The sequence below is a fragment of the Pseudazoarcus sp. NS36 genome (assembly GCF_059703705.1).
The window spans coordinates 30,097-54,003 of record NZ_BAAKJA010000007.1; the positions used below are offsets into that span (position 1 = coordinate 30,097).

The window sequence follows — 23,907 nt, forward strand, 5'->3', positions numbered from 1 at the left end:
GGCTGCGACGGATAATCGCGCCATGAACCTGCCTGCAATGATCAAGGAAATCGGGCGAGGCGCCAAGGGCGCCCGTTCGCTCACGGCCGAAGACGCCGAAACACTGTTCGGCGGCATGCTCGACGGCACGGTGCCCGACCTGGAACTCGGCGCCATCGTCATCGCGCTGCGCGTGAAGAGTGAGTCGCTCAACGAACTGATCGGTTTCAAGCGCGCCATGGACGCGCGCTGCGCACACGTTGCGGTACCCGACGGCCCGCGCTGCGTGGTACTGCCGACCTACAACGGCGCGCGCCGCCAGGCCAACCTGATGCCGCTGCTGGCGCACCTGATTGCGCGCGAAGGCGTGCCGGTGCTGATCCAGGGCCGTCACGATTTTGACAGCCGCATCAGCCCCTTCGAGCTGCTGGCCGCGCTCGACATCACCCCGGCGGGTGACATCGCCGAGGCGAGCGCACAACTCGCCGATCAGCGCATCAGCTGCATACGCCTCGAAAGCCTGCTGCCCGGGCTGGCCTCGCTGCTGTCGCTGCGCCTGCGTTTCGGCGTGCGCGGCAGCGGCCACACCATGGCCAAGCTGCTCGACCCCTGCCCGGGGCGCAGCGTGCGCGTGGTGGCGGTGACGCACCCGGAGTATCTGGAGCGCATGAACGACTTCCTGCGCGCCGACGGCGGCATCGCCATGCTCATGCGCGGCACCGAGGGCGAGGCCTTTGCCAACCCGCGCCGACGCCCGCGCTTGGAAGTCTTCGTGAATGGCGTGGCCAGCGAAGCCTGGCCGGCGGAAGAAGGCGGCGCACCACCGCTTGAAGGGCTGCCGGACGTACCCGGGGTGGTCGACAACGCCGCGCTGATCCGCGACATGCTGGCCGGACGCGTGGCGATTCCGCAGCCGGTGCTGGATCAAGCGAGCACGCTGGTGGAATTGGCCAAAGCGCCGTAGCCCGTTCCAAACAGGCCTGCTGGCGCCTTGCAGCACAAGCCGCAGATCAGCTTGCGCGAAACTTGCCGGCGCGAAAATCCTCCACCGCCTGCCGGATCTCATCCACGGTGTTCATCACGAAAGGCCCGTGCTGCACGATGGGTTCCTGCAGCGGACGACCGGCGATCAGGAGCACGCGAGCGGGCTTGTCACCCGCCTCGATGCGGACACCGTCCGACTCCGCAGCGTTGTCGAGGATGGCCATGCGGCCCGACGCCACGCGCTTGCCGCCCACCGTCACCTCGCCCCGGTACACATACAGAAAGGCGTTGTGCTGCGCCGGTAACGCTTGTGCAAACTGCGTTCCGGCTGGCAACGCAATGTCGGCATACAGCGGCGCCGTGGCCTCACGCGTCATCGCCCCCTCTACGCCATGGCTGTGGCCGGCCACCAGCTTCACGCCCACCCCTTCAGCCGTAGCAAAGGCCGGGAGGTCGTCCGACTTCAGGTCGCGGTAGCCGGGCGCGCACATCTTGTCGCGCGCGGGCAGGTTGAGCCACAGCTGGAAACCTTCCATCAGGCCGTCTTCCTGCTCCGGCAGCTCGGAGTGGATCACCCCGCTGCCGGCCGTCATCCACTGCACGCCACCGTTTTCCAGCAGACCTTCGTTGCCGCCGCTGTCGCGGTGGCGCAGGCGGCCGGCGATCATGTAGGTGACGGTTTCGAAACCGCGATGCGGGTGGTCGGGAAAGCCGCCGATGTAGTCGTCCGGGTTGTCGCTGCGGAAAGCGTCCAGCATCAGAAAGGGATCGAGCCGCTCCTGCAGGTCGTCGGTGAGCACGCGTGTGAGTTTCACACCGGCACCATCCGAGGTCGCCATGCCGGTCACCAGCCGCTCGATACTGCGCGGCCGCTCTACACGCTCCTCGGCCAGCGCCTCGCGATTCGGCACGATGGCGCCGATTTCGGCGTGCAGCTCGGCTTCACTGCGACCGAACATCAGGCGCTTGAAGGTGCCGGAGAGTCCCTTGCTGGTCGTGCTCATCGCTGTCCCACGCTCAGGCGAGCGCGGCCTCCACTTGTTGTTCGGCATCGGCAAACGCCTTCTCGACCGCTTCCGGCCCCATGCCCAGGCCCTCAGCGTAGACGAAGCGTACGTCGGTCATGCCGAGAAATCCCAGCACCATCTTCAGGTACGGCACCTGGGTGTCGGCCGCGGTGTCGCGGTAGAAACCACCCCGCGTCAGCGCGACATGCACGGTCTTGCCCGTGAGCAGACCTTCCGGGCCGTTCTCGGTATAGCGGAAGGTCACCTTGGCACGCGCGACGGCATCCACCCAGTTCTTGAGCTGGGAGGTAATCGAGAAGTTGTACATCGGCACGCCGATCACCAGCACATCGGCCGCCTGAACCTCGGCGATCAACTGGTCATCCAGCGCAACGCGCGCAGCCTGCTCGGGCGTGCGCTGCTCGGCCGGCGTGAACAGGGCTTGCAACGCTGCCTCGTCGAGGGTCGGATGCGGCGTGGCAGCCAGGTCGCGCACGGTGACGGCGGCCTGGGGGTGGCGCTCAAGCAGGCGCTCGACAATGCGTCCGGCCAGACGGGCCGACTGGGAGCCTTCGCTGCGAGCGCTGGCATTGATTTGCAGGATGTTCATGGTCGTCTCCGTGGGGGAAGGTGTTTACGGTGCCCATGGTATTGACGTACGAACAATGCATTAAGCAGTGTTTCTGGATATGATTGTTCCACTCATGGAACAAAAGACCCCGATCGATCCGAATGACCTGCTCGTTTTCGCGCAAATCGTGGAAACGGGCAGCTTCACGCGCGCGGCCGAACAGCTCGGCCTGCCCAAATCCACGGTGTCGCGCCGCCTCACCCATCTGGAAGAGCGGCTGGGCGAACGCCTGCTGCAACGCACGACGCGCAAGCTGACGCTGACCGACTTCGGTCACAGCATCATCGGCCATGCGCGCCAGGTTTCCGCCGAGGTCGACGCCGCCAACGCGCTCGCAGAACACCGCCGGGCGCGCCCGACCGGACGCCTGCGCGTGTCCATGCCGGCCGACTTTGCCAACTCCATCCTGCGCGAGGTGCTGGCGCGCTACATCGCGCTGTACCCGGAGGTCACGCTGGATCTGGACCTGTCGCCGCGACGCGTCGATCTGATCGGGGAAAACTTCGACCTCGCACTGCGCTTTGGCGACATGCCCGACGACGCGACACTGGCCGCAAGACCGCTCGGCGCGTTCGATCAGGCCCTGTTTGCATCGCCGGACTACCTGATCCGGCGCGGTCACCCTGCCGCCCCCGAAGCACTGGCCACCCATGACGCCCTGTGCCTGGTCGGGCGCGACGGCCAAGCCCGGCCCTGGGATCTGTGCGACGGCCAACGCCGGGCTCTGATCACACCGCGCGCGCGCGCCACCGCCAACTCGCCCGACGTTCTGCGCGGTCTGGCCTGCGCGGGAAGTGGCATCACCCTGGTACCCGCGCACTATGCAGCCGAGGCCGTTCAGGCCGGGCGTCTGGTGCGCGTGCTGCCGCAGTGGTCGTCGCCGGGCGGCAAGGGGTGGGCGGTCTTTCCGAGCCGCCGATTGATGCCGGCGCGCACGCGCGCCTTTCTCGATCTGATCGACGAACTCGCCGTCTCGGGCGAAAGCCACGGCAGCAGAGACCCGCAGGGCGGCAATGCCCTACAATCCCCGAACTTCTGACACGGAAACGCCGCCATGTCCCGCTTCACGCCGCGCCAGCTTCTTGCACTGCTGTTCCTGGCCTGCACCGCATTGCTCGCCTACGGCCTGTACCTGCAGCACGTGGTAGGTCTCGAACCCTGCCCGATGTGCATCCTGCAGCGCTACGCCTTTGTCGCCATTGCCGCCATTGCCCTGCTCGGCACCCTGCACGGCCCGCGCCGCGCCGGCAGCGTGGTGTATGGCGTGCTGCTGCTGTCGGCCTCGGTCGCCGGCGGAGTGGTGGCCGGCCAGCAGTCCAGATTGCAGCTTGAGCCGCCGTCACTCGCCGAATGCGGGCCGGGCTTCGAGTACATGGTCGAGAACTTCGGCCTGGGTGAAGCCCTGCCGATGATGTTCCGCGGCTCCGGCGACTGCGCCGCGATCGACTGGACCTTTCTCGGGCTGACGATCGCCAACTGGTCGCTGATCTGCTTCGCGCTGATCGCGCTGATCGCGCTGTGGATGATGCTGCGCGGCGGCCGCAAGAAGCCGGCATCGCTGTGGGACGTGCGTATCTAGGGTGTACGCACCATGGCACTGGCAGCCACAGGTGCCGGACGACGTGACGCCGTCAGCCGATGACCTCGATGATGGCCCCGCCGATCTCGTACAGCTCTGCGCTGATCTGGTGGCAACGCTTGATCTCGACCCGCGCCACCAACGGCGGGCGCGGCAATCCACTGGTCGGCGTCGGGATCTCGACCGTCACCACCTCGCCCTCGCCGGGAACATAGTTGCCGCGCAGGGTCATGCCCCCCACCGAGATATCCACGCATTCGGCATCGATAGCCACGCCGCCTTCGACAATCAGACGGGCCGCCGACCCCATGGTCAGGCGGCGACTGGCTCGGCGTTCAGCGGGCGGAGGCGAACTCGTCATCGGAGTGTCACGAAATGAATTGCCCGCCATTCTAGCCGGCAATTCAGTGCCTCTGCGTACCCGCGCTTCAGCCCGGCTGACGGGCGCCCTGCAGCGCGTAGGCCGCCATCGCGGCAACCACCGGCTCGGCCTCGCCGACTGCGGCCAGCAAGTCGATCCTGCAATGCGGATGCAGTGCCCGCGCCTCATCGAGCAGCACCGGCAGATCCTTCTTCACGTGCCCGCCCTGGGCGAGGAACATCGGCACTACGGTGACCTGCGTCGCCCCGCCACGCGCGACGCAATCAATGGCATCAACCAGGGTCGGCCGCATGAATTCGAGAAACGCCACCTCGACCTCGACCCCGCTGGCGGCGGCACGCACCGTGTCGCGTACGCGCTCCATCGGGCGCGCCCACTCGGGATCGCGTGCGCCGTGGCCGAACAGGATGATCGCCGACTTGCTCATTGCCCTACCTCCGTGGATTGCGCGGCCTTGCTGACGAGCGCGTCGAGCGCGCGCGCTGCCGCAAAAAGTCCGACGCTGGCGGTCACCACCATGCTGGAACCGTAGCCGGCACAGGCCAGCCCTTGCGGGCCGGTTTCGCACACGGCGTCGGGCAACTGCGGTGGCTCGTCGGAATACACCGCCAGCACCCCGAAGCGGCGCCTCGGGTCACGCGGAAAACCATGTTCGGAACGCAGACGCTTGCGCAGCTTGGCCAGCAGGGCGTCCTGCTCGGTGCGCGACAGATCGTCCACGCGGATGCGCGCCGGATCGGTCTTGCCGCCGGCGCCACCACACACCACCAGCACAATGCCGGCATCGCGACAGGCCAGCACCAGCGCGGCCTTGGCGCGCACGTTGTCGATGGCGTCAATGACCACATCGCAGCCGGCAACCAGTTCGGCAGCGTTCTCTGCGGTCAGGAAGTCTTCCACCGCCTCGACCTCGATACCGGGGTCTATGGCCTGGATGCGCTCGCGCATGGCCAGCACCTTGGCCTGCCCCAGCGCGGGTTCCAGCGCGTGGATCTGGCGATTGATGTTGGATTCGGCGATGTGATCAAGATCGACCAGGCGCAGGCGACCAATACCGCTGCGCGCCAGAGCCTCTGCGGCCCATGAACCGACGCCGCCGACGCCGATGACACAGGCACGCGAATGCGCCAACCCATCGAGCACGGGCTCGCCGTAGAGCCGCGCGATGCCCCCGAAACGGCGGGCGCGGTCGACTTCAGTGGACGGGGTCTGGGGGCAGCTCACGCGGTGGCCGGCTCGGGGCACTTGTCGAGCCACATGCCCAGCCCCTGCGCGTTCATGTCGAGATCGGTGCGCAACAGCTCTAGCACCTCATCGTCGGCAATCGGCGCACCCTGGCGCTCGACTTCGTCGCGCACGATCTGCTCCAGGCCGGACAGGATCTCGACATGGCGCTTGATGCCGTAGCCACGCGCAGCCCGCGCCACCGCCACCTGCGCGTCGATCAGCCGATGCAGGTCGGCGGCCAGGCGCTCGACCCCGGTCACGCGGCTGTAGTGGCCGAGATAGATGGCTTCCGGGCGCATTGCGACGATTCGATCAATCGAATCGTGCAGCGCCTCCGGGTCAAACTCGGAAGGCATCGTCGACGGAAAGACAAAGCAGCGGCCGTCGCGGTCAAGCTCACGGTAGGACACGCCAAAGGTATCGCCGACGAAGCAGGCATGCGCCTGCTCGTCCCACAACGCAATGTGGTGACGGGTATGGCCGGGCGTGTCCAGCACGCGGAAGACACGATCGCCCAACTCGATACGCAGCCCCTCTTCGGCCGCAACAATGCGCTCAAGAGGAATCGGCACCGGTTCGCCATACAGTTCCAGCACACGTTCGGAGCCGTACACCTCGGCGTTCGCACTCCACAGCCGAGTCGGGTCCGCCAGATGACGCACGCCGCGCGGATGCACCAGCACCTTCGCGTTGGGCAGCGACTGCATCAGCGGGCCGGCGCCCGAAGCGTGATCGAGATGGATGTGGGTCAGTACCAGCCAGTCGACACTGGCCGGATCGATTGCTGCGGCCTGCAACGCGGCGAGCACGCGCGGCACCGACGCCGTGATTCCGGCATCGATGATGGCCGCGCGGCCACGGTGAATCACGACATGGATTGCTGCCAGACCTTCCCGGCCGTAGCCGGCATCGATCGCAAGAACCCCGTCGGGGTGTGCGGTCACATGCTGCACCTTGCTTCCTCCAGGCGCGGAGCGCCGATGAACCGCGGTATTGTATATGGGCAAGACCCAAAACCTTTCAACCGCAATACCTTGATCCAGTTCATGCCAACCGATTTCGAAGACATCATTGACCGCCGCAATGTGCCGGGCGAGAAGTGGGGCCGCTACGCCGGGCGCGACGTGTTTCCGCTGTGGGTCGCAGACATGGACTTCGCTGCCCCACCGGAAGTTCTCGCCGCACTGCACGCCCGCATCGACCACGGCGTGTTCGGCTACACCTACGCGTGGCCCTCGCTGGAGCAGGCCGTTGTCGACGGCCTTGCGCGCGACCACGACTGGCGCATCGAAGCCGACTGGCTGGTGTGGCTGCCCGGCGTCGTCACCGGCCTCAACCTCAGCTGCCGCGCCGTCGCCCCGGCCGGCTCAACGGTGTTCACCTCGACGCCGGTGTATCCGCCCTTCCTCGGCGTGCCTGCCAACAACGACTGCACACTCGTCAGCGTGCCGCTGGAAGAACACGATGGCTGCTGGGAGTGGAACCGCGCGGACACCGAAGCCGCGCTCGACGACGCAACCCGGATGTTCCTGCTGTGCAACCCGCATAACCCGACCGGCCGTGTCTTTGACACCGACGAACTGACCTGGATCGCGTCGCTCGCCGAGCGCCACGACTTCGTCATCTGCTCCGATGAAATCCACTGCGGACTGGTACTCGACGAAAACCGGCCGCACCGGCCGCTGGCCGCGCTCTCGCCACAGGCCGCGCGCCGCACGATCACGCTGATGGCGCCGTCCAAGACCTGGAACATCCCGGGGCTGCATTGTTCCTTCGCCATCATTCCAGACCCCGCCTTGCGCGGCCGCTTCACGCACGCCATGCGCGGCATCGTGCCGACGCCCAACGTCCTCGGACTGGTCGCCACCGAAGCTGCCTACCGCGACGGCGAGGCCTGGCGCCAGTCCTTGCTGACCACCCTGCGCGGAAACTGCGATGTCGTGATGAACGAGATTGCCCGCATGCCCGGCCTGCGCATGACACGCCCGGAGGCCACCTATCTGGCGTGGATCGACTGCCGCGAGTCCGGCCTTGCCGACCCGGCCGCATTCTTCGAGGCTGCCGGCGTCGGCCTGTCCGACGGCGCCCCCTTCGGCATGCCCGGTTTCCTGCGCCTGAACTTCGGCTGCCCGCGCGCCACACTGATCGAAGCGCTGCACCGCATGCATGCCGCCCTGCAGGCGCGCTGAGGCCGTCAGGTCTCCTCTACGCGCCAGCGCTGCGGCGGGTCCGGCGGCACCTCGCCGCAAACCGCCCACGAGACTTCAGCCTGCGTGCCCGCGGGCAGACACAGCGCCAGCACCGCGTCATCGAGGTGCCACAGCCAGGCGTTTCCTGCAGAGCTCTCCGACCCGGTCTCGATGTCACGCAGGGCGCGCGACGCGATGCCCTCACCGCGCGCCTTGAGCCAGGCCTCCTTGAGCGACCAGCAGGTCGTGAACCGTCGCGGCAGATCGTGCGGATCGCACGTCGCCAGACGGCGCTGCTCGGCCGGCGAGCACACCATGCCGCTCAGACCGGCGTAGTCACGCAGCGGACCGACCCGCTCGATATCCACGCCTACCGGAAACGCTGCCACCGCACACAACAGCCAGTCGCCACTGTGGCTCAGGCCAAGAAATAACGGACTGCCGGAGGGCTGCGAGAGCAGCTCCGGCGGGGCGTTCTCCGGCGCATTCAAAGGCCAGTCGCACAGCGGGTCGCCGCCCTGTACGGCGGCCAGAAGACGGCGGAGCGCGAGGCGAGCGGCCAGAAACTCATTGCGGCGGCGCTCAGACCGCATCTGCGCCAGGCGCCCTTGTTCGGACGCCGAGAGCCAGCCGGGCGCAGCCGCCCCGGCCTCTGCCGCCACGCTCGAAATGCGACTCAACCCGAGCGTGACAGCGGGCGCCACCGCCTTACTTGGCGATCTTGGCGTAGGTGCCCTTGAGCGTCACGCCGGCCATGATGGCACCCTCGGCACACTCGTAATTCTCGGGGTCCTTGAAGACCTTCTGCTTGTACCAGCTGTACATGCCGACCACGGCATTGGCGCCCATCTGTTTGGCCGAGTTCTCGAACGCCATCAGCGCCGACAGTGCCGCCCAGTTGCAGGCGGTCATCGGATCCTTGCCGAACGAGTTGGTCTTCTTGTTCGACACGTTTTCTCCCATGCGCGACAGCACCTTCGGCGTCGGCTGACCGTCCAGATAGAAGGACACGCTACCGTCAAGCTTGCCCTGGGCGATGCCCATTTCCACGACCGCGGCGAGCGGAAAGTAGTGGGGAGCATCCGCCGCCAGCACAGGCGTCGACAGGAGCCCGCAGGCAGAAAGAACCATCAGAGTGCGCTTCATCGGGCAATACCTCACAGGGCAGTGATTCATCGGGAAAGGGCCGTGGGCGCCATACGCAGCCCACCCAAAACGGCTGCCGACCTTATATGACAGGTGCGACAGCTTTGCAACCGCATGGCATCAGGCCTGCGGCCAGCGGCGGAAGATCAGCGAGGTGTTGATGCCACCGAAGGCGAAGTTGTTGCTCATGACGATGTCGGTCTGCAACTCGCGTCCGCTGCCGGTGATGTAGTCGAGCTTCGCGCAGCGCGGGTCGACCTCGACCAGATTGACGTTGGGCGCAAACCAGCCCTCGCGCATCATCTCGATCGACAGCCACGCTTCCAGCGCCCCGCAAGCGCCCAGCGTGTGCCCCATGTAGCTCTTCAGCGACGAGATCGGAATGTCGCCGCCCATGACCTGCAAGGTTGCGGTCGATTCGGCGATGTCGCCCTGATCGGTGGCCGTGCCGTGGGCGCAGATGTAGCCGATGTCGTCCGGCGTCACACCGGCATCCGCCAGCGCCAGCTCCATCGCCCGCGCCATGGTGGCGGGGCTGGGGTGGGTGACGTGCACGCCGTCGCTGTTGGTGCCGTAGCCCAGCACTTCGGCGTGGATACGGGCGCCGCGCGCCAGCGCGTGCTCAAGCTCTTCGAGCACCAGCGTGCCGGCGCCCTCGCCCAGCACCAGACCGTCGCGCCCGGCATCGAAGGGGCGCGGGCTGTCCTGCGGGTGGTCATTGTTCACGCTGGTCGCAAACAGGGTATCGAACACCGCGGCCTCGGTGGCGTCCAGCTCATCCGCGCCGCCCGCCAGCATCGCCACCTGCTTGCCGCTCTGGATGGCCTCGAAGGCGTAGCCGATGCCCTGGCTGCCGGACGTGCACGCGCTCGACGTGGTGACGATGCGGCCGGTGATGCCGAAGAACACGCCGATGTTCACCGCGGCCGTATGCGACATCATCTTGATGTAGGTGTTGGCGTTGATGCCGTCGGTGTTCTTCTCGCGGATCATGCAGGCGAAGTCGCCCACCGCCGCCGGCGTGCCGGCCGAGGAACCGTAGGCGATGCCCATGCGGCCGTCACGCACGATGTCGGCCCCGAGCAGGCCGGCATCGATCAGCGCCAGCTCGCTGGCGCGCGTGCCCATCAGCGCCACCTTGCCCATGCTGCGCATGGTCTTGCGCGTGTAATGCGCGGGCAGTTCGAAGGGCTTCACGGTCACGCCGAGCAGGGTATTGAGGCCTTCGTAGGCCTTCCACTCTTCCATCACCTGCACCACGTTGCGCGCAGCGCGCAACGCCTCGCGCGCAGTCGGCCAGTCGTGCCCAAGCGGGCTGATGGCGCCGAATCCGGTTACGACGACACGCTTCATCCGATCATTCCTCCGTTCACCGAGATCACCTGACGCGTGATGTAGGCAGCATCTTCACTCAGCAGGAAGGAGACGGTCGCAGCCACCTCCTCCGGGCGTCCCATGCGTCGCACGGGAATCAGTTTCATGGCTTCTTCGAGCACCTCGGGCGACACCATGTCGGTGTCGATCAGCCCCGGTGCGACGCAATTGACGGTGATGTCGCGTTTGGCCAGCTCCACCGCCAGCGCCTTGGTGGCGCCGATCACACCCGCCTTGGCGGCGCTGTAGTTGGTCTGACCGCGATTGCCCATCAGCCCCGACACCGAGGCCAGCGTGACGATGCGACCCGGCTTGCGCCGGCGCACCATCGGCATCACCAGCGGATGCAGCACGTTGTAGAAGGCGTCGAGGTTGGTGTGGATAACACTGTCCCATTCCTCGCCCGTCATGGCCGGGAAGGCCGTGTCGCAGGCGATGCCGGCGTTGCACACCACGCCGTAGTACGCGCCGTGCGCCTCGACATCGGCCTCCAGCGCAGCGGCGGCGGCCGCACGATCCGCCACATCGAACTGCAGCAGGCGCGCTTCACGGCCCATCGCGCGGATCGCGGCAATGACCTCTTCGGCCTGCTGCACGCCGGAACGGCAATGCACCACCACGTCATAGCCCTCGCGCGCGAGGCGCAGCGCAATCGCCCGGCCGATACCGCGACTCGAACCGGTGACAAGCACCGTACCGGAACTGCTGGATTCTTCAGACATTGGAACCGCTCTTGGCTGGGTTATCGAGAAAGGCCGCGCCGTCGGGCGGCTCGAAGACGGATACGTTGGCGCTGGCAACCGGTTGGCCGTCGATCAGGATGCGGCACGAGAACATGCCCAGGCCGTTCTCGCCGACCAGTTCGCACTCGGCCTCGATGCGCAGACAGGCGCCCACCGGAAACGCCGGAAGCGAAGATTCATAACGGCGGCTACCGAGCAGAAAGCCGATTTTCGCCGGCTCACCGGCACGCTGGGCGCGGCCTCCGGCCCAGGCCGCCACGGTCTGCGCCATGTACTCCACGCCGACCCAGGCCGGCACGGCATCACCGCGCACGAACAGCCCGTCCGGGCGCAGTTCGGCCTCGGCCACCGCGCGCTCGTCGTCCACCGACACGATGCGGTCGAGCAGCAGCATGGTGCCGCTGTGCGGCACCAAGGACTCGACAGGAAGGCTGGAAAAATCGGTCATGGATGTTCAGGCGGCGGCAAACAGCAGGCTGGCATTGCTGCCGCCGAAGGCAAAGGAATTGCTCAGCACATGGCGCAGCGGCCGACCCAGCGTCTCGCCGGGCGAAGCGAGGCGGATGGCCGCGATGTCGGGGTCGGGCACACCATCCCACCAGTGCGGCGGCAGGCGCCCCTCGGGGTTGTCGACCAGCGTCATCCAGGCAAACGCAGCTTCGATGGCGCCGGCGGCAGCCAGTGCGTGGCCGGTCAGCGGCTTGGTCGAGCTGCACGCCACCTCAGCGCCGAACACTTCGGCAATCGCCAGGCTTTCCATCGCATCGTTATGACGCGTCGCCGTGCCGTGCAGATTCACGTACTCGACGTCGCAAGGCGCCAGCCCCGCGCGCTCCAGCGCGCCGCGCATCGCGGTCATCGCGCCGATGCCGGCCGGATCGGGTGCCGACATGTGATAGGCGTCCGAGCTCTCGCCCCAGCCAGCCAGACGCAGCGGGCCGGCGTCGCGGCTCAGCAGGAACAAGGCCGCGCCTTCGCCGATGTTGATGCCGTCGCGGTTGGCCGACAGCGGATTGCAGCGCTTTTCCGAGACCGACTCCAGCGCCGAAAACCCCGCCACGGTGAAGCTGCACAGCGCATCGACGCCCCCCGCCACCACCGCATCCACCATGCCGGCGCGCAGCAGGCGCGCCGCCGAAGCCAGCGCCTTGGCACCGGACGAACAGGCCGTCGAGATCACATAGGCCGGACCGCTTACGCCCAGTTCGCGCGCCACGAACAGCGCCACGCTGCCCATTTCCTGCTGCGCGTAGTCGTAGTCGGCGGGGAAGGCGCCCTGCTCGCTGAGCGCACGCGCGGCACGCTCGCCCTCTTCAACGCCCGAGGTGCTGGTGCCGAGCACGATGGCCACGCGCGCGGGGCCGAAGCGCCCGATCGCGGCATCCACCGCCGGCCGGATCTGCTCCAGCGCGGCAGCCGCCAGCGCATTGTTGCGGCTGCGCAGGAACACGGGCTGGTGCTCCAGCGACGGCAAGGGGCCGTCCGGCAGGCAACCCAGCGGCAGCACGCGACCGCCGGCATAGCGCGCGGTTTCGGCCACGCCGCCGGGCGAATCGGCACGAAACAGGTTTGCACGCACTTCCTCGGCCGACCGGCCCAGTGCGCACAACACGCCCATTGCATTCATGAATACCGCGCTCACGACGCCCCCTCTGGCTGCGCCGACTCGATCACGATGCGGTAGCGGTCCCGCTCGTGCATGAGTTCGGCATGCGAGGGCGAAACATACACCACACGGACCACCGCCTCGCCGGCCTGGCGCAGCACACGCTGATCCGCCGTGGCGTCCAGCGCCCAGCCCTGTGGCAAGGCACCGCGGATGGCCGCGGCCGGCCACAGCACGAGTTGCAGGTCGTTCAGAATGCGCTCGCCACGCACCGCCGCAGGCCACCAGTCGGCGTGCGATTCGCGCATTTCCACGCCGTCCCACTCCAGCCGGGCCGCCGTCTGACCGAAGCCGAGTACGGCCAGACGCACGCTGGCTGCATCGACCTCCAGCATCACGTCGAGTGTCTTCACCTTCTCGCCGGCGTGCACGCTCAGGCGCTGCTGCAGAAACAGCTCGCGCCCGAGCGAATCCGGCGCCAGACGCAGCAGCGGCACCGCGTCGCCATGGCGCACCGCCTCGCGCGGCACGCTGGCGCAGGCCGACAGCACCAGCGCCGCACACACCGACAGGAAGAAAGCGAGCCGACGCATCACGCCGAACACAGCTCTTGCAGCACACCCAGGCGGCGTACCGACTCGGCGACATAGGGGTTGCTGCGGTCCCAGGCGTAGCCGGCCAGGATCGACGCGATCATGCGGCGGATTTCGGGCGAATGTCCCTCGTGGAAAATGATCTTCTGGAAACCGCCCGAGTACCAGGCCTCGACAAAGGCACGGAAGGTGTCGACACCGGCCTTGAGCGGCGCGGCGTAGTCCTTCTGCCAGTCCACGCTCTCGCCGGCAAAGCTGCGCGCGATGCACTCACTGGCGAGGCTGGCCGACTTGAAGGCGATGGTCACGCCGCTGGAGAACACCGGATCGAGAAACTCGCCGGCATTGCCGAGCAGCGCATAGCCCTTGCCCCACAATGATTTGACGTTGGCCGAATAGCCGTTGATCCCGCGCGCCGGGGTATCCCACACCGCGTTGGCGAGCAGACGGGCCAGGCCCGGCTCTTCGCCGACGATGCGCTGCAGGCGCTCGGTGGGCGTGCCCTCAAAGCGCGCCAGAAAGGCCGCCTCGGCCACCACGCCCTGCGAGCAACGACCATCCGACAACGGAATCGTCCAGTACCACACGTCCTGATGTTCGGGATGCACCGAGATCAGGATCTTGTTGCGGTCAAAGCCGCCCGGCGGAACATTGTCCTGCAGGTGCGTGAAGATCGCGCCGCGCGCCGGAAAGCCCGACGGGGTTTCAAGGTCCAGCAGTCGCGGCAGCACGCGACCGAAACCGCTGGCATCCAGCAGGAAGCGGGCTTCGACAGTGAAGGTTTCACCGTCGGGCGAGCGCACCACCACGCGCGGCCACTCGCCCTCGACGTCTACCGCGATGACTTCGTGCCGGTAGCGGATCTCGGCACCGGCCGCAGCAGCCGCATCCGCCAGCACCTTGTCGAAACGCGCACGCTCGACCTGGAAGGTGGTGCCCCAGCCGCAGGAGAACTTGTCGCGGAAATCAAATGCGGTGTATTTGTCGCCGCGCGCAAAGGCCGCGCCGTTCTTGAACTGGAAGCCTGCCTCGATCACCGGGCGCAACATTCCGGCCGCCTCGATGTAGGCCATGCTCTGCGGCAGCAGGCTCTCGCCGATGGAAAAGCGCGGGAAGACCTCGCGCTCGAGAATCAGCACCTGCCGCCCCTGCTGACGCAGCATGCCGGCCGCCACGGCACCGGCGGGTCCGGCGCCGATGATGAGGATTTCGGTCTGGATTACAGGGTCGGTCTGCATGTCACAGACTCCCGATTGGCGTTGAGCTGCATGCTCTGCATGTCCTGGTAACGAGTCATCACACGGAAGAGGAAACCACCGGCGCCGCAGCCGCGCGAAACAGCGGCGCCAGGAAAGCCACGCAGGCCAGACCGACGATCAGCGTCAGCCCGAAGGCGTGCAATGCAGGCGTGCCCGACAGCGCCAGCAGGCCGAAGGCCAGCCAGGTGCTGGCAGCTCCGAGCAACACCGCCAGCCAGGCCGAGCCGTCACCGCGGTGTTCGAGCAGGAAAATGCCGTAGTCGATGCCGACGCCGAGCAGCAGCGTGAAGGCCAGCACGTTGAAGAGCTGCAGCGGCTGCCCGAACAGGCCCAGCACGCCCAGGGTCAGCACGGTCGCCAGGGCCACCGGCAGCCACACGCGCCAGGCCTGCTGGCGATAGCGCACCAGCAACACCGCCAGCACCGCAAGGTGACCGACCAGCAGCAAGGCACTCATGTTCAGGCGATAACGCGCCAGCAAGTCCGATATCTCGGTGGGCTTGTCGACCCAGCGCACGCCATCCAGTCCATCGGCCGCACGCTGCAAGTCGGGCAGGCGCGCCACATCGTTCAGGCCGCGCAACAAGATCACGCTGGCGTGCTGTCCGTCGGCCAACTGCCCCAGCCACAGCGGACGCATCTGTTGTGACACCGGATGTGCAAGCCAGGCGTCGAGCGTCAGCGCGGTGGCCGCAAAGCCGGGGCGCTCGATTTCCTCGCCGAGCGCCTGATTGATGCCGTCGAGCACCGCCTGTTCGACCTGCGCCGTGCGCTCGGCGTCGGCTTGCTGACGCGCGGCAGACGGCACCCAGGCAGACACCGCGCCATACCCTGCGAAGGCGCCTTCGGCAACCAAGGCATCAAGGCGAGACCGAAGTGCCTCTTCGCGCTCCAGCACCTGATCCGCACTATCGCCGCGCACCAGGAAGAACTGCGCCGGGCTCGGCAGCCCGAGCAGCCGCCCGACCTCGCGCTGCTGCGCGATCAGCTCAGGCGGGGAATTCTGCAATTGCCGCACGTCGTCGCGGGCCCCGAGCTGGATCAAGCCAACGCCACACAGCACCACCACCACAAGCCACACCACCAGCGCAGCCGGTGACCGCGACAGGCGCGGGAAACGCGCCAGACTGCCGCCAAGCAAATCGGCAAAACGACTGCAGCGCACTTCGCCCCGGTCGATCAACGGAAACCACAGCACCACACACAACAGGGTGGCGACCAGACCGACCGCCGAGAACAACGCCATCTGACGCAGGCCCGGAAACGCCGCCACGCCGAGCGCGAGGTAGGCCACCACGCTGGTCAGCATGGCCAGCAACAGCGCCGGCAATAACTTCGACATCAGGCTGCGCGGCGCCACGCCGGGGTGGCCCTGACGGCTGGCGAAATAGTGGAAGCCGTAGTCCTGTGCGACGCCGACCAGGCAGGCGCCGAACACCAGCGTCATCAGGTGCACCTCGTGGAACAGCCAGGCCGTCACCGACAGCGCGGTGGCGCAACCGACCAGCAGCGACAGCCCCACCAGCACGATGGGACGCGGGGCGCGGAAGGTCAGCCACACCAGCAGCAGCACCGCTGTGAGCGAGCCCCAGCCGATGGTGCGGATCTCGCGCCCGGCCTGCACGGCGGCGGCCTCGGCATGCAGCGGCACACCGGCCAGCATCACGCGGGCCTCGGGTACCGCAGCGCGTGCGCGTTGCAGTGCGCTGCCGTAGGTCGCCTCACCGCTCAGGCTGAAACCGCTGCCGGCGCTCTCGTAGCGCAACACCGCCCACTGCAGATCGTCGGCCTCAACCGCCAGCAGACCGTCGCGCGGGCGGGCGGCGCTCTCGGCGGCGCGGGCGCTCCACCATTGCGGCCACAGACCCAGCGGATCAGCGGCCCAATCAGACAAGCGCACGCGCACGGCCGGTTGATACAGCGCGGCGAGCGCAGACTCGACCTGGCGCCCGGTCGGCTCGCGCTGCAGCGCTTCGCGTTGGCTTGCAGTCAGCAGCCGGTCACGCCAGGGCAGGTAGAACTCCAGGGCCTGTGTCATCTGCGCGGCGTCGGGCGCCGGCCGTTCGGCGAGTGGTGCACCGTGCATGGCTTCGCGCCAGCGCACTACGGCCTGCTGCGTCTGCGACCACGCCGGGGTACCGAGCATGACCACCACCTCACGCGTGGCGGCCTCCGCCAGCTGGCGCGTGGCCAGGCTCACTGCCGGCTCCTGCTCGTCGTCCGGCAGCAAGGCCATCACGTCGGACTCGAAGCGCCCCTGCTGCCAGAACTGCCACTGATGCGCCGCCACGCCACACACCGCAAGCAGCCACAGCAAGGCGGCGACACGCCACAGGCGGTTCGCAGGCGCGACAGCGGTCACCGGAACATCACTCAAGGGCTGCCGCCTCGGCCGGCGTCAGCGCCTGCGCCTCGCGCTGAGCGCTGAAGCGGATCTCGGTGACGTCGCCCTGCGCGTCCTCGAAACGCACACGCTGCACATGGCGGTCACCGTCGAGTTCGACGCGCGACAGCCAGCGCGCAGCCATCGCGTCGGGCGGCAACAGCAACAGCCGCCAGGCCTTGTCGCCGAGCAACTGGCCGTCGATCGTGAAGCGCGTCTGCAGCACGTCCAGATCGGCCGCCATGACAGCGAACAGGATTTCGTTGATGGCGCGCAGACCCGGCTCCTTGCCGGCTTCGATGACGGTCTCGACCTCGCCGTCCGCGCGGCGCGACATCAGGCGTTCGCGCGTCACCGCCAGCGACGAGGCGAAGGGCGTGCGCGTGTTCCACAGTACGCCGCGCTCGCGCGCCACGACAAACTCACCGCGCGACACCAGCGGCTTGCGGAAGCCGGCAACACTCTTGTGTTGCTCGAACTCACCGTGGAGCACCGGAGCGTCGGCCAGACGCGCACGCAGACCGGCCAGCAACGCGTCGTCGACGGCAACCGCCGGCAGGAGCCACGTCAGCGCCATCAAGGCGCCAAGATTCAGGAACAGGCGGCGGGCACTCACGGCTCGACCCCGAGTTTCTGCCACAGTACGGGCGGGCAGACGTAGCACATCTCGCGCGTGCTCATATCCACCGCCACCTGGATGGTCGAGGCGGAATTGAGCTTCTCGCCGGTCTTCGCGTCACGAATCTCATATTCGATGCGCAGACGGAATTCCCACTCGACGATGGTCGCGCGCACCTTCAGCGCCTGACCATAGACGACCGGACGCACGTACTTCAGACGCATGTCGACGATGGGCCAGCCGTAGCCCGATTCGCGCATGCTCGGGTAGTCGTAGTCGTACTTGGCGAGCAGCGCCGAACGGGCCATTTCGAGATAGCGCACGTAGTTGCCGTGATAGACAATCTCCATCGCGTCGATGTCGCAGAACGTGGGCAGGACGTCGATCTCGATGCTCAGCGGGGGCTCCCCCTTCACGGGCGTGTTGTCAGACGTCGTCATGCAGGCTCCATGCGCGCGAACGGATGGCGCCCAGCAGTTGCTGGAGGTCGCCGTCGAGCGCGCGATCTTCGACCACCAGTTCGAGGCGTTCTTCGAGGTCCGCCTGGAAAGCCTCCAGGTCGGGGCTGAGCTGCATCGCGCCATCGAGCGAGCGACGCAGCGCCACGCCCTGACGCGAGGCAATCAGCATCGCGGCCACCACCTGCTCGGTGAGTTCCAGCACGCGCAGCGCGTCGCGCGCGGCGATGGTGCCCATGCTGACCTTGTCCTGGTTGTGGCACTCGGTCGAGCGCGAGAACACCGAGGCCGGCATGGTCAGCTTGAGTGCTTCGGCGGTCCAGGCCGACACGCTGATCTGCAGCGCCTTGAGGCCGTGATTGATGGCCGCCCGCGGGCCCGTGGCACCCGACAGGTTGGCCGGCAGGCCGTGGCTGTAACGCGCATCGACAAGCAGCGCGAGTTGGCGATCAAGCAGGTCGGCGACGTTGGCCACCGCGGCCTTCAACCCGTCCATCGCGAAGGCGATGTGGCCACCGTAGAAATGACCGCCGTGCAGCACCTGCTCGCGCTCGCCGTCGATCAACGGGTTGTCGTTGGCGCTGTTGAGCTCGTTCTCGATCAGTTCGCGGAAGAAGCCCAGACCATCTTCCAGTACGCCGATGACGTGCGGCGCGCAGCGCAGCGAATAGCGGTCCTGCAAACGCTGCTCGTTGCGCGGCGGGCGGTCGGCCGCCAGATCACTGCGCAGGCGTGCGGCAATGCGCTGCTGGCCGGCGTGCGGCTTGACCGAGAACAGCACTTCGTCAAAGTGGTGTGCATTGCCGGCACTGGCCAGCACGCTGCAGGCCGTGATGCGGGTGGCGAGCCGCGACAGGTATTCGGCACGCCGCCATGCCAGGCACGCCAGCGCGGTCATCACCGCCGTGCCGTTCATGATCGCCAGACCTTCCTTGGGACGCAGGCGCAGCGGCGTGATGCCGAGCGTAGCCAGCACTTCTGCGGCGGCACGGCGCTCGCCGCGGAACCACACCTCGCGCTCACCGCACAGCACGGCGGCCAGATACGACAGCGGCGTCAGATCGCCGCTGGCGCCGACCGAGCCCTCAGCCGGAATCAAGGGCAGCACGTCATGCGCGAGCAGCTTCTCGATCTGCTCCAGCAGGCCGGGGCTGACACCGGAAAAACCCTGCGCCAGTGAGACCATGCGCACCGCCAGCACCGCGCGCGTCTCTTCCGGCGTGAGCATGCGGCCGGCACCGCAGCCGTGATAGGTGTAGAGGTGATGGGGCAATTCGGCGACCAGCGCCGGCGGAATCACCACCGTGCAGGAATCGCCGTAGCCGGTGGTGACGCCATACACCACGCCGTCCTCGCGCAGCAGGCGATCGAGGAAATCCGCGCCGCGCTGGATGCGCGCACGAAAGGCCGAGTCGGCGGACAGCTCGACAACGGCGGTGCGCTCGGCCAGCGCAGCGATGTGCTCGATGCCCAGGCGCGAGCCGTCCACGCACACGCGCGGCAGTTCAATGGCTTGATTTGTCATGGTGCTCGATTGGACGGGACGACTGGTCCCAGAACGGAAAGAAGTTGAACCACTCGTAGGGCGAGGTGCGCAGTCTGGCCTCTAAGCGCGCGATGAAACGTCCGGCGTGCTCACGCACCGCCGCTTCGCGCGACGCGCGCGGCAGCTCGATGCGCTCGGCCAGCGGCTCGAAATGCACACCATGACCGTCGCCCTCGCGTACGCAGGCCAACAGGAACACCGGGCACTTCAGCAAGGACGCCAGCACATATGGCCCAACCGGAAACTCGGCCTCATGCCCGAGAAAGGGCAGACGCACGGTCTTGCTCACGCTTACCGGCACACGGTCGCCGGCAATCGCCACGAATTCGCCCTGCGCGATCCGCTCCTGCAGCATCACGGCGGTGGCCACATCCACTTCGGTGACCTGCATCAGACGCACACCGCTGTTCGGGTTGAGACGATCGAGCATGCGGTTCCAGCGCTCGGCGTGACGGGTATGCACCAACACCGTGAGCCTGAGGCCCGGCTGGCGCTCGGCCGTGGCCTGGCACAGTTCGAGACAACCCATGTGCGCGGTGATGAACACGCCGCCGCGACCGGCCGCGATCAGGTCAAGCACCGGCTGCTGGCCGTGGAAGCGCACGCGATCAAACTGGTAGCGCCCGCTCAGCGCCAGCATCTTGTCGAGCAGCGCCTCGGCAAACGAGAAGAAATGACGCAGTTCGTGACGCCGGCCAGGGGCCTCCCCGAGCGCCCCATGTGCGGCTTCGATGCGCTGCAGGTACTCGCGCGAGGCACGCCGCGCCAGCGGCCGCGTAGCCCAGTAATAGGTCACCACCGGATACAGACACAGTCGGAACGGCCAGCGCCCGCACAGGCGGTGCAGGTGGTACAGAAACCACGTGCCGAGCACGCAGGAACTCTCGCCGATGCTGGCCCAGTGCGGTGCCGTGCGGGCGTTCATGCGCTCACCGCCTTGCGCCACAACAGGCGGGGCAGGCGCAGCAACATGCCGAAGAACAGCCGCGCATGCATGCGCGAGATCAACCAGTTGTCGCGCCACAACCTGAAGTGCGACACGCCGTCCTCGGGGTAATGCACGCGCGTGGGCTGATTGACGACCGGCACGCCGCGCCAGAACAGCCGCACGATGATGTCGACGTCAAAATCCATGCGCCGGCCGATGCTCGCTTCATTGATCAGCGCCACCGTGCTGTCGAGCGGGTAGACGCGAAAGCCGCACATCGAATCGCGGATGGCCATCGACAGGGTATTGATCCACACCCACACGTGCGTGGCGTAGCGCGCATACAGGCGGCTGCGCGGCACCGAATCGTCGTACACCGGGCAGCCGCAGATCACGGCCAGAGGATGCAGTGCTGCAAGTTCGAGAAAGCGCGGAATATCTCCCGCGTCGTGCTGGCCGTCCGCGTCGATCTGCAATGCGTGGGTGTGACCCAGCCGCTGCGCCTCGCGCAGGCCGGCCATCATCGCCCCACCCTTGCCGCTGTTCTGCTCAAGCCGCAGCAGCTGCACGTCCTGCGGATGCGCTGCAGCGAGTTCATCGAGTACCCGCGCGCAACCGGCCTCGCTGCCGTCGTCCACCAGCAGACACGGCAGACCATGGCCACGTACCGCCGCGACCATGGCGCCGATGGTGGCCGGATGGTTGTAGACCGGGATGACGACCACGGGGCGGAAGCTCATGCGGCCTCCGCGAACACGATGCGGCCGCTGGCATGCGCGCCATGAACCGACGAGTAGCGGAAACCCAGCGCGCCGCTCTGGGCGTTCCACTGCAGGTCGAGTTGCAGTGCCGTGCCGGGCAGCACCGGCAACTGGAACTTGAGCACTTCGCAACGCTGGAAGTCGCCCGGCAACGCAAAGCAGCTGCGCGCGAACTCGACCGCCCAGTCGAGCTGCGCCACGCCCGGCACCAGCGGTGCGTCGGTGAAGTGGCCGTCGAAGACGATCAGCTCGGCTGTCACGTCCAGCATCGCGCGGGCCGCTTCAGGCTCGCGTTGCAACCATTCGACGGCCGGCAGATAGGGGCGGAACAGTGTCGCCAGTTGCGCCGCGGCGGTCTTGCCCTGCGCGTTGACCGGCAGCGACACCACGTGGCGCCAGCTGCGCGGCAGCACCACACGCTCGACGCTGTGCAGAAGCCGCGTACGCAGCGTCTCGTTGAAGGCGCGCCGACCCTGGCTGCGCAGCTTCTCCCAGCCCGCGGCGGTCGGCACCACGACGGCTGCAAGCTTCTCTGCGCCGGCTTCGCCAAGTACCGCCGCCCGAGCGTCCTCGACATCGGGCGATTCGCACAAGGCGCGCTCGATGGCGCTCAAGGAGACGCGCTTTTCTTCGATCTTGGCGATGCGGTCGACGCGGCCGCGCAGGATGAATCCAGCGCCATCCGCTGCGGCCTCTGCGCGATCCGAGGTCATGAACCAGTCATCCTGGCCGACATGCGCCGAACGCACCTGCAGCACGTTGTCTTCACAACGCCACGCCACGCCCGGTAACGGCTGCCAGCGCTCCCCGTGCGCGGCCTGTTGCCGCCAGGCGATACCGCCGGTTTCCGAACTGCCGAACACTTCGATGGGCGAAGCCTGCAGCAGCCTGGAGCAATTCGCCGCAGCCTCGGCGGGCAGCACACCTCCGGACGAAAAAACGGCCCGTAAGCCCATGCATGCGTTGCGCCAGTCGGGCGTATCGGGCAGACGCTTGAGATGAGCCGGACTGGACACCAGCACACTGGGCTCCGGCCCCAGGCACTGCGCCATCTCTTCGGGATAGGACAGGCGCTGCGCGACGAAGGGCCGCCCTGCCGCAAGCGGCCACAGCACAACAAACAGCAGGCCGTAGATGTGTTGATGGGAAACGGTGGCGTAGGTGGTCGCCGCCTCCAGCCCCGTGCCGAACTGCTGCTGCAAGGCACGAATCTCGGCTGCGAGCTGCGCGAGGCGTTTGTTGATGGCTACCGGCACGCCGCTGGAGCCGGACGTGAACAACACCAGACGAGTCGCTTCGATATCCAGCGGCTCAAGCGGCGCCGTGACCGCGGGAGCGCCCTGCGGCATCACCGCACCGGGCAGTTCGCCAGCCGAGAGATCGACATGCGCGGCCAGACGCTCGATGGTTTCCGGCTGGGTGTCGCCGGGCAGAACCACGGTCTTGCCGGCATGCCACGCGCCGAACAATGCCGCCGCGAAGTCATAGCTGTCACTAAAGTACAGCGCCACGCGCTCGCCAGCATGCGCAGCGAAGCACTGCTGCCAGGCGGCAACCTCACGCACGAATTGGCCCTGCGGGATGCGCGCCTTTCCACGCACCGCGACGCAATGATCGTTCGCGGGCCGGGTCGCAATATCCGCCAGTTCGGTCCAGTCAGCCACCTGCGGCCTCCTGCGCGGCGATGCGCGCCTGCACCCGCTTGCGTACCAGCCATTCACCGGCGAAGAGACTGGCCATCAGCACGTAGGCCACAAATCCGTTGTAGAGCGCCCACTGCGCGGGACTCGCCCACACCGCGGTCAACAGCGCCATGCTGCCGTTGAACACGAAGAAGGCGCACCACACCTGGGTCACGCGGCGCGTATAGGCCACGGCCTCGGGCGGCAGCACGGGATCGCGCAAGCGCGCCAGGCGCTCGACGACGGTCGGCGGGCGCCACAGGCTGAACGCGAACACGGCAAGAAAGGCGAGATTCACCAGCACCGGATAGAACTGCAGGGCCAGCACTTCCCCGGTAAGCAGACAGATTGCCGCAATCACCGCGGCCGCCGCTGCGGCCAGCAACCAGCGGCGCGAGCGCGAGGCCCAGGCGCGTGCCAGCGCCAGCGCCACCAGCAGCAGGGCAATCCACACCGGCGCGAGGCGATCGAGCGCGAAATAGACCACCCCGGGGTACAGCACCGTGAGGACAGCCAGCAGCGGCGTGACGCACTTGCGCAAGGAGGAAGCCTCAGGCCTGAGCGTCTTCGTGGACGAGGCCGTGAATGGCATCGACCACGTCCTGGATGGTGCGCACGGATTTGAAGGCTTCCGGCTGCAGACGGCGGCCGACCAGCCCCTTGAGCTGCACGATCATGTCGACGGCGTCGATGCTGTCGATATCGAGGTCTTCGTAAAGACGCGCACCGGGAACAATTCGGTCGCCCTCGATATCGAAGGTGTCCGTGAGAATCTCGGTAATGCGTCGGAGGATGTCGTCCTTGGTCATTGGCTTACCCATGAAGTTTGAA

General features: G+C 67.3%; 27 protein-coding genes. 4 read left to right on the forward strand and 23 right to left on the reverse strand.

Annotation, left to right across the window (positions count from 1 at the left end):
• Positions 1-22 precede the first annotated feature (22 nt).
• Positions 23-943, forward strand: a complete 921-nt coding sequence (ybiB, locus tag AC6H0R_RS11910) for a DNA-binding protein YbiB (RefSeq protein WP_497581591.1) — start codon at positions 23-25, stop codon at positions 941-943.
• 46 nt (positions 944-989) lie between these two features.
• Here the strand turns inward: ybiB and AC6H0R_RS11915 are convergent, their stop codons facing one another.
• A complete protein-coding gene (locus AC6H0R_RS11915) occupies positions 990-1,802 on the reverse strand; it encodes a pirin family protein (protein WP_497581813.1) in 813 nt (270 codons plus the stop codon).
• Positions 1,803-1,980: 178 nt separating this feature from the next.
• Entirely contained in the window at positions 1,981-2,580 is a 600-nt protein-coding gene (locus AC6H0R_RS11920; RefSeq protein ID WP_497581592.1) for an FMN-dependent NADH-azoreductase, read from the reverse strand.
• 94 nt (positions 2,581-2,674) lie between these two features.
• Between AC6H0R_RS11920 and AC6H0R_RS11925 the strand changes: the two genes are divergently transcribed.
• Both AC6H0R_RS11925 and AC6H0R_RS11930 read left to right on the forward strand, forming a co-directional pair.
• Positions 2,675-3,640 (forward strand): LysR family transcriptional regulator, encoded by a 966-nt coding sequence (locus AC6H0R_RS11925; protein WP_497581593.1) that lies wholly within the window; start codon positions 2,675-2,677, stop codon positions 3,638-3,640.
• Positions 3,641-3,655: 15 nt separating this feature from the next.
• A complete protein-coding gene (locus AC6H0R_RS11930; RefSeq protein ID WP_497581594.1) occupies positions 3,656-4,180 on the forward strand; it encodes a disulfide bond formation protein B in 525 nt (174 codons plus the stop codon).
• A 52-nt stretch (positions 4,181-4,232) separates the two neighbouring features.
• On the opposite strand, the gene AC6H0R_RS11935 is transcribed toward AC6H0R_RS11930, so the two are convergent.
• The 4 genes from AC6H0R_RS11935 to AC6H0R_RS11950 form a co-directional block, all read right to left on the reverse strand.
• A complete protein-coding gene (locus tag AC6H0R_RS11935; protein WP_497581595.1) occupies positions 4,233-4,541 on the reverse strand; it encodes a PilZ domain-containing protein in 309 nt (102 codons plus the stop codon).
• Between the two features lie 67 nt (positions 4,542-4,608).
• On the reverse strand, positions 4,609-4,989 hold the full coding sequence (locus tag AC6H0R_RS11940; RefSeq protein WP_497581596.1) for a sirohydrochlorin chelatase: 381 nt from the start codon (positions 4,987-4,989) through the stop codon (positions 4,609-4,611).
• Positions 4,986-5,786 carry a tRNA threonylcarbamoyladenosine dehydratase gene (locus tag AC6H0R_RS11945; protein WP_497581597.1) on the reverse strand — a complete coding sequence of 267 codons (801 nt, stop codon included), beginning with the start codon at positions 5,784-5,786 and terminating at the stop codon, positions 4,986-4,988. The genes AC6H0R_RS11940 and AC6H0R_RS11945 overlap by 4 nt, the downstream gene beginning before the upstream one ends.
• Positions 5,783-6,742: an MBL fold metallo-hydrolase gene (locus AC6H0R_RS11950; protein ID WP_497581598.1), complete on the reverse strand. Its 960-nt coding sequence runs from the start codon at positions 6,740-6,742 to the stop codon at positions 5,783-5,785. The genes AC6H0R_RS11945 and AC6H0R_RS11950 overlap by 4 nt, the downstream gene beginning before the upstream one ends.
• Positions 6,743-6,835: 93 nt before the next feature.
• Here AC6H0R_RS11950 and AC6H0R_RS11955 point away from each other — a divergent pair, with 93 nt between their 5' ends.
• Positions 6,836-7,978 carry a MalY/PatB family protein gene (locus AC6H0R_RS11955; RefSeq protein ID WP_497581814.1) on the forward strand — a complete coding sequence of 381 codons (1,143 nt, stop codon included), beginning with the start codon at positions 6,836-6,838 and terminating at the stop codon, positions 7,976-7,978.
• Positions 7,979-7,983: 5 nt separating this feature from the next.
• On the opposite strand, the gene AC6H0R_RS11960 is transcribed toward AC6H0R_RS11955, so the two are convergent.
• The 17 genes from AC6H0R_RS11960 to AC6H0R_RS12040 form a co-directional block, all read right to left on the reverse strand.
• Complete coding sequence (locus AC6H0R_RS11960; protein WP_497581599.1) at positions 7,984-8,682, reverse strand: 4'-phosphopantetheinyl transferase family protein; 699 nt, start codon at positions 8,680-8,682, stop codon at positions 7,984-7,986.
• Positions 8,683-8,686: 4 nt separating this feature from the next.
• Positions 8,687-9,124, reverse strand: coding sequence for a hypothetical protein (locus tag AC6H0R_RS11965; RefSeq protein ID WP_497581600.1), 438 nt, complete (start codon positions 9,122-9,124; stop codon positions 8,687-8,689).
• Between the two features lie 120 nt (positions 9,125-9,244).
• The gene (locus AC6H0R_RS11970) at positions 9,245-10,477 is read right to left on the reverse strand and encodes a beta-ketoacyl-ACP synthase (RefSeq protein WP_497581601.1); all 1,233 of its coding nucleotides are present in this window, start codon (positions 10,475-10,477) and stop codon (positions 9,245-9,247) included.
• Positions 10,474-11,220 (reverse strand): 3-oxoacyl-ACP reductase FabG, encoded by a 747-nt coding sequence (gene fabG / locus AC6H0R_RS11975; RefSeq protein ID WP_497581602.1) that lies wholly within the window; start codon positions 11,218-11,220, stop codon positions 10,474-10,476. Before fabG ends, AC6H0R_RS11970 begins: the two co-directional genes overlap by 4 nt.
• Complete coding sequence (locus AC6H0R_RS11980; RefSeq protein WP_497581603.1) at positions 11,213-11,689, reverse strand: hotdog family protein; 477 nt, start codon at positions 11,687-11,689, stop codon at positions 11,213-11,215. Before AC6H0R_RS11980 ends, fabG begins: the two co-directional genes overlap by 8 nt.
• Positions 11,690-11,695: 6 nt before the next feature.
• Positions 11,696-12,883: a beta-ketoacyl-ACP synthase gene (locus AC6H0R_RS11985; protein WP_497581604.1), complete on the reverse strand. Its 1,188-nt coding sequence runs from the start codon at positions 12,881-12,883 to the stop codon at positions 11,696-11,698.
• A complete protein-coding gene (locus AC6H0R_RS11990; RefSeq protein WP_497581605.1) occupies positions 12,880-13,440 on the reverse strand; it encodes a DUF3261 domain-containing protein in 561 nt (186 codons plus the stop codon). The genes AC6H0R_RS11985 and AC6H0R_RS11990 overlap by 4 nt, the downstream gene beginning before the upstream one ends.
• Positions 13,440-14,678, reverse strand: coding sequence for an NAD(P)/FAD-dependent oxidoreductase (locus AC6H0R_RS11995; RefSeq protein WP_497581606.1), 1,239 nt, complete (start codon positions 14,676-14,678; stop codon positions 13,440-13,442). The genes AC6H0R_RS11990 and AC6H0R_RS11995 overlap by 1 nt, the downstream gene beginning before the upstream one ends.
• A 58-nt stretch (positions 14,679-14,736) precedes the next feature.
• Positions 14,737-17,061, reverse strand: a complete 2,325-nt coding sequence (locus AC6H0R_RS12000; RefSeq protein ID WP_497581607.1) for an MMPL family transporter — start codon at positions 17,059-17,061, stop codon at positions 14,737-14,739.
• A gap of 7 nt (positions 17,062-17,068) precedes the next feature.
• Positions 17,069-17,698 (reverse strand): LolA family protein, encoded by a 630-nt coding sequence (locus AC6H0R_RS12005; protein ID WP_497581608.1) that lies wholly within the window; start codon positions 17,696-17,698, stop codon positions 17,069-17,071.
• Positions 17,695-18,141, reverse strand: a complete 447-nt coding sequence (locus tag AC6H0R_RS12010; RefSeq protein ID WP_497581609.1) for an acyl-CoA thioesterase — start codon at positions 18,139-18,141, stop codon at positions 17,695-17,697. Before AC6H0R_RS12010 ends, AC6H0R_RS12005 begins: the two co-directional genes overlap by 4 nt.
• A complete protein-coding gene (locus AC6H0R_RS12015; RefSeq protein ID WP_497581610.1) occupies positions 18,128-19,684 on the reverse strand; it encodes an HAL/PAL/TAL family ammonia-lyase in 1,557 nt (518 codons plus the stop codon). Before AC6H0R_RS12015 ends, AC6H0R_RS12010 begins: the two co-directional genes overlap by 14 nt.
• Positions 19,665-20,630 carry a lysophospholipid acyltransferase family protein gene (locus AC6H0R_RS12020; protein WP_497581611.1) on the reverse strand — a complete coding sequence of 322 codons (966 nt, stop codon included), beginning with the start codon at positions 20,628-20,630 and terminating at the stop codon, positions 19,665-19,667. The genes AC6H0R_RS12015 and AC6H0R_RS12020 overlap by 20 nt, the downstream gene beginning before the upstream one ends.
• Complete coding sequence (locus AC6H0R_RS12025) at positions 20,627-21,373, reverse strand: glycosyltransferase family 2 protein (protein ID WP_497581612.1); 747 nt, start codon at positions 21,371-21,373, stop codon at positions 20,627-20,629. Before AC6H0R_RS12025 ends, AC6H0R_RS12020 begins: the two co-directional genes overlap by 4 nt.
• On the reverse strand, positions 21,370-23,058 hold the full coding sequence (locus tag AC6H0R_RS12030; protein ID WP_497581613.1) for an ApeI family dehydratase: 1,689 nt from the start codon (positions 23,056-23,058) through the stop codon (positions 21,370-21,372). Before AC6H0R_RS12030 ends, AC6H0R_RS12025 begins: the two co-directional genes overlap by 4 nt.
• Positions 23,051-23,617 (reverse strand): COG4648 family protein, encoded by a 567-nt coding sequence (locus AC6H0R_RS12035; RefSeq protein ID WP_497581614.1) that lies wholly within the window; start codon positions 23,615-23,617, stop codon positions 23,051-23,053. The genes AC6H0R_RS12030 and AC6H0R_RS12035 overlap by 8 nt, the downstream gene beginning before the upstream one ends.
• 10 nt (positions 23,618-23,627) lie before the next feature.
• Positions 23,628-23,885 carry an acyl carrier protein gene (locus AC6H0R_RS12040; protein WP_497581615.1) on the reverse strand — a complete coding sequence of 86 codons (258 nt, stop codon included), beginning with the start codon at positions 23,883-23,885 and terminating at the stop codon, positions 23,628-23,630.
• Positions 23,886-23,907 lie beyond the last annotated feature (22 nt).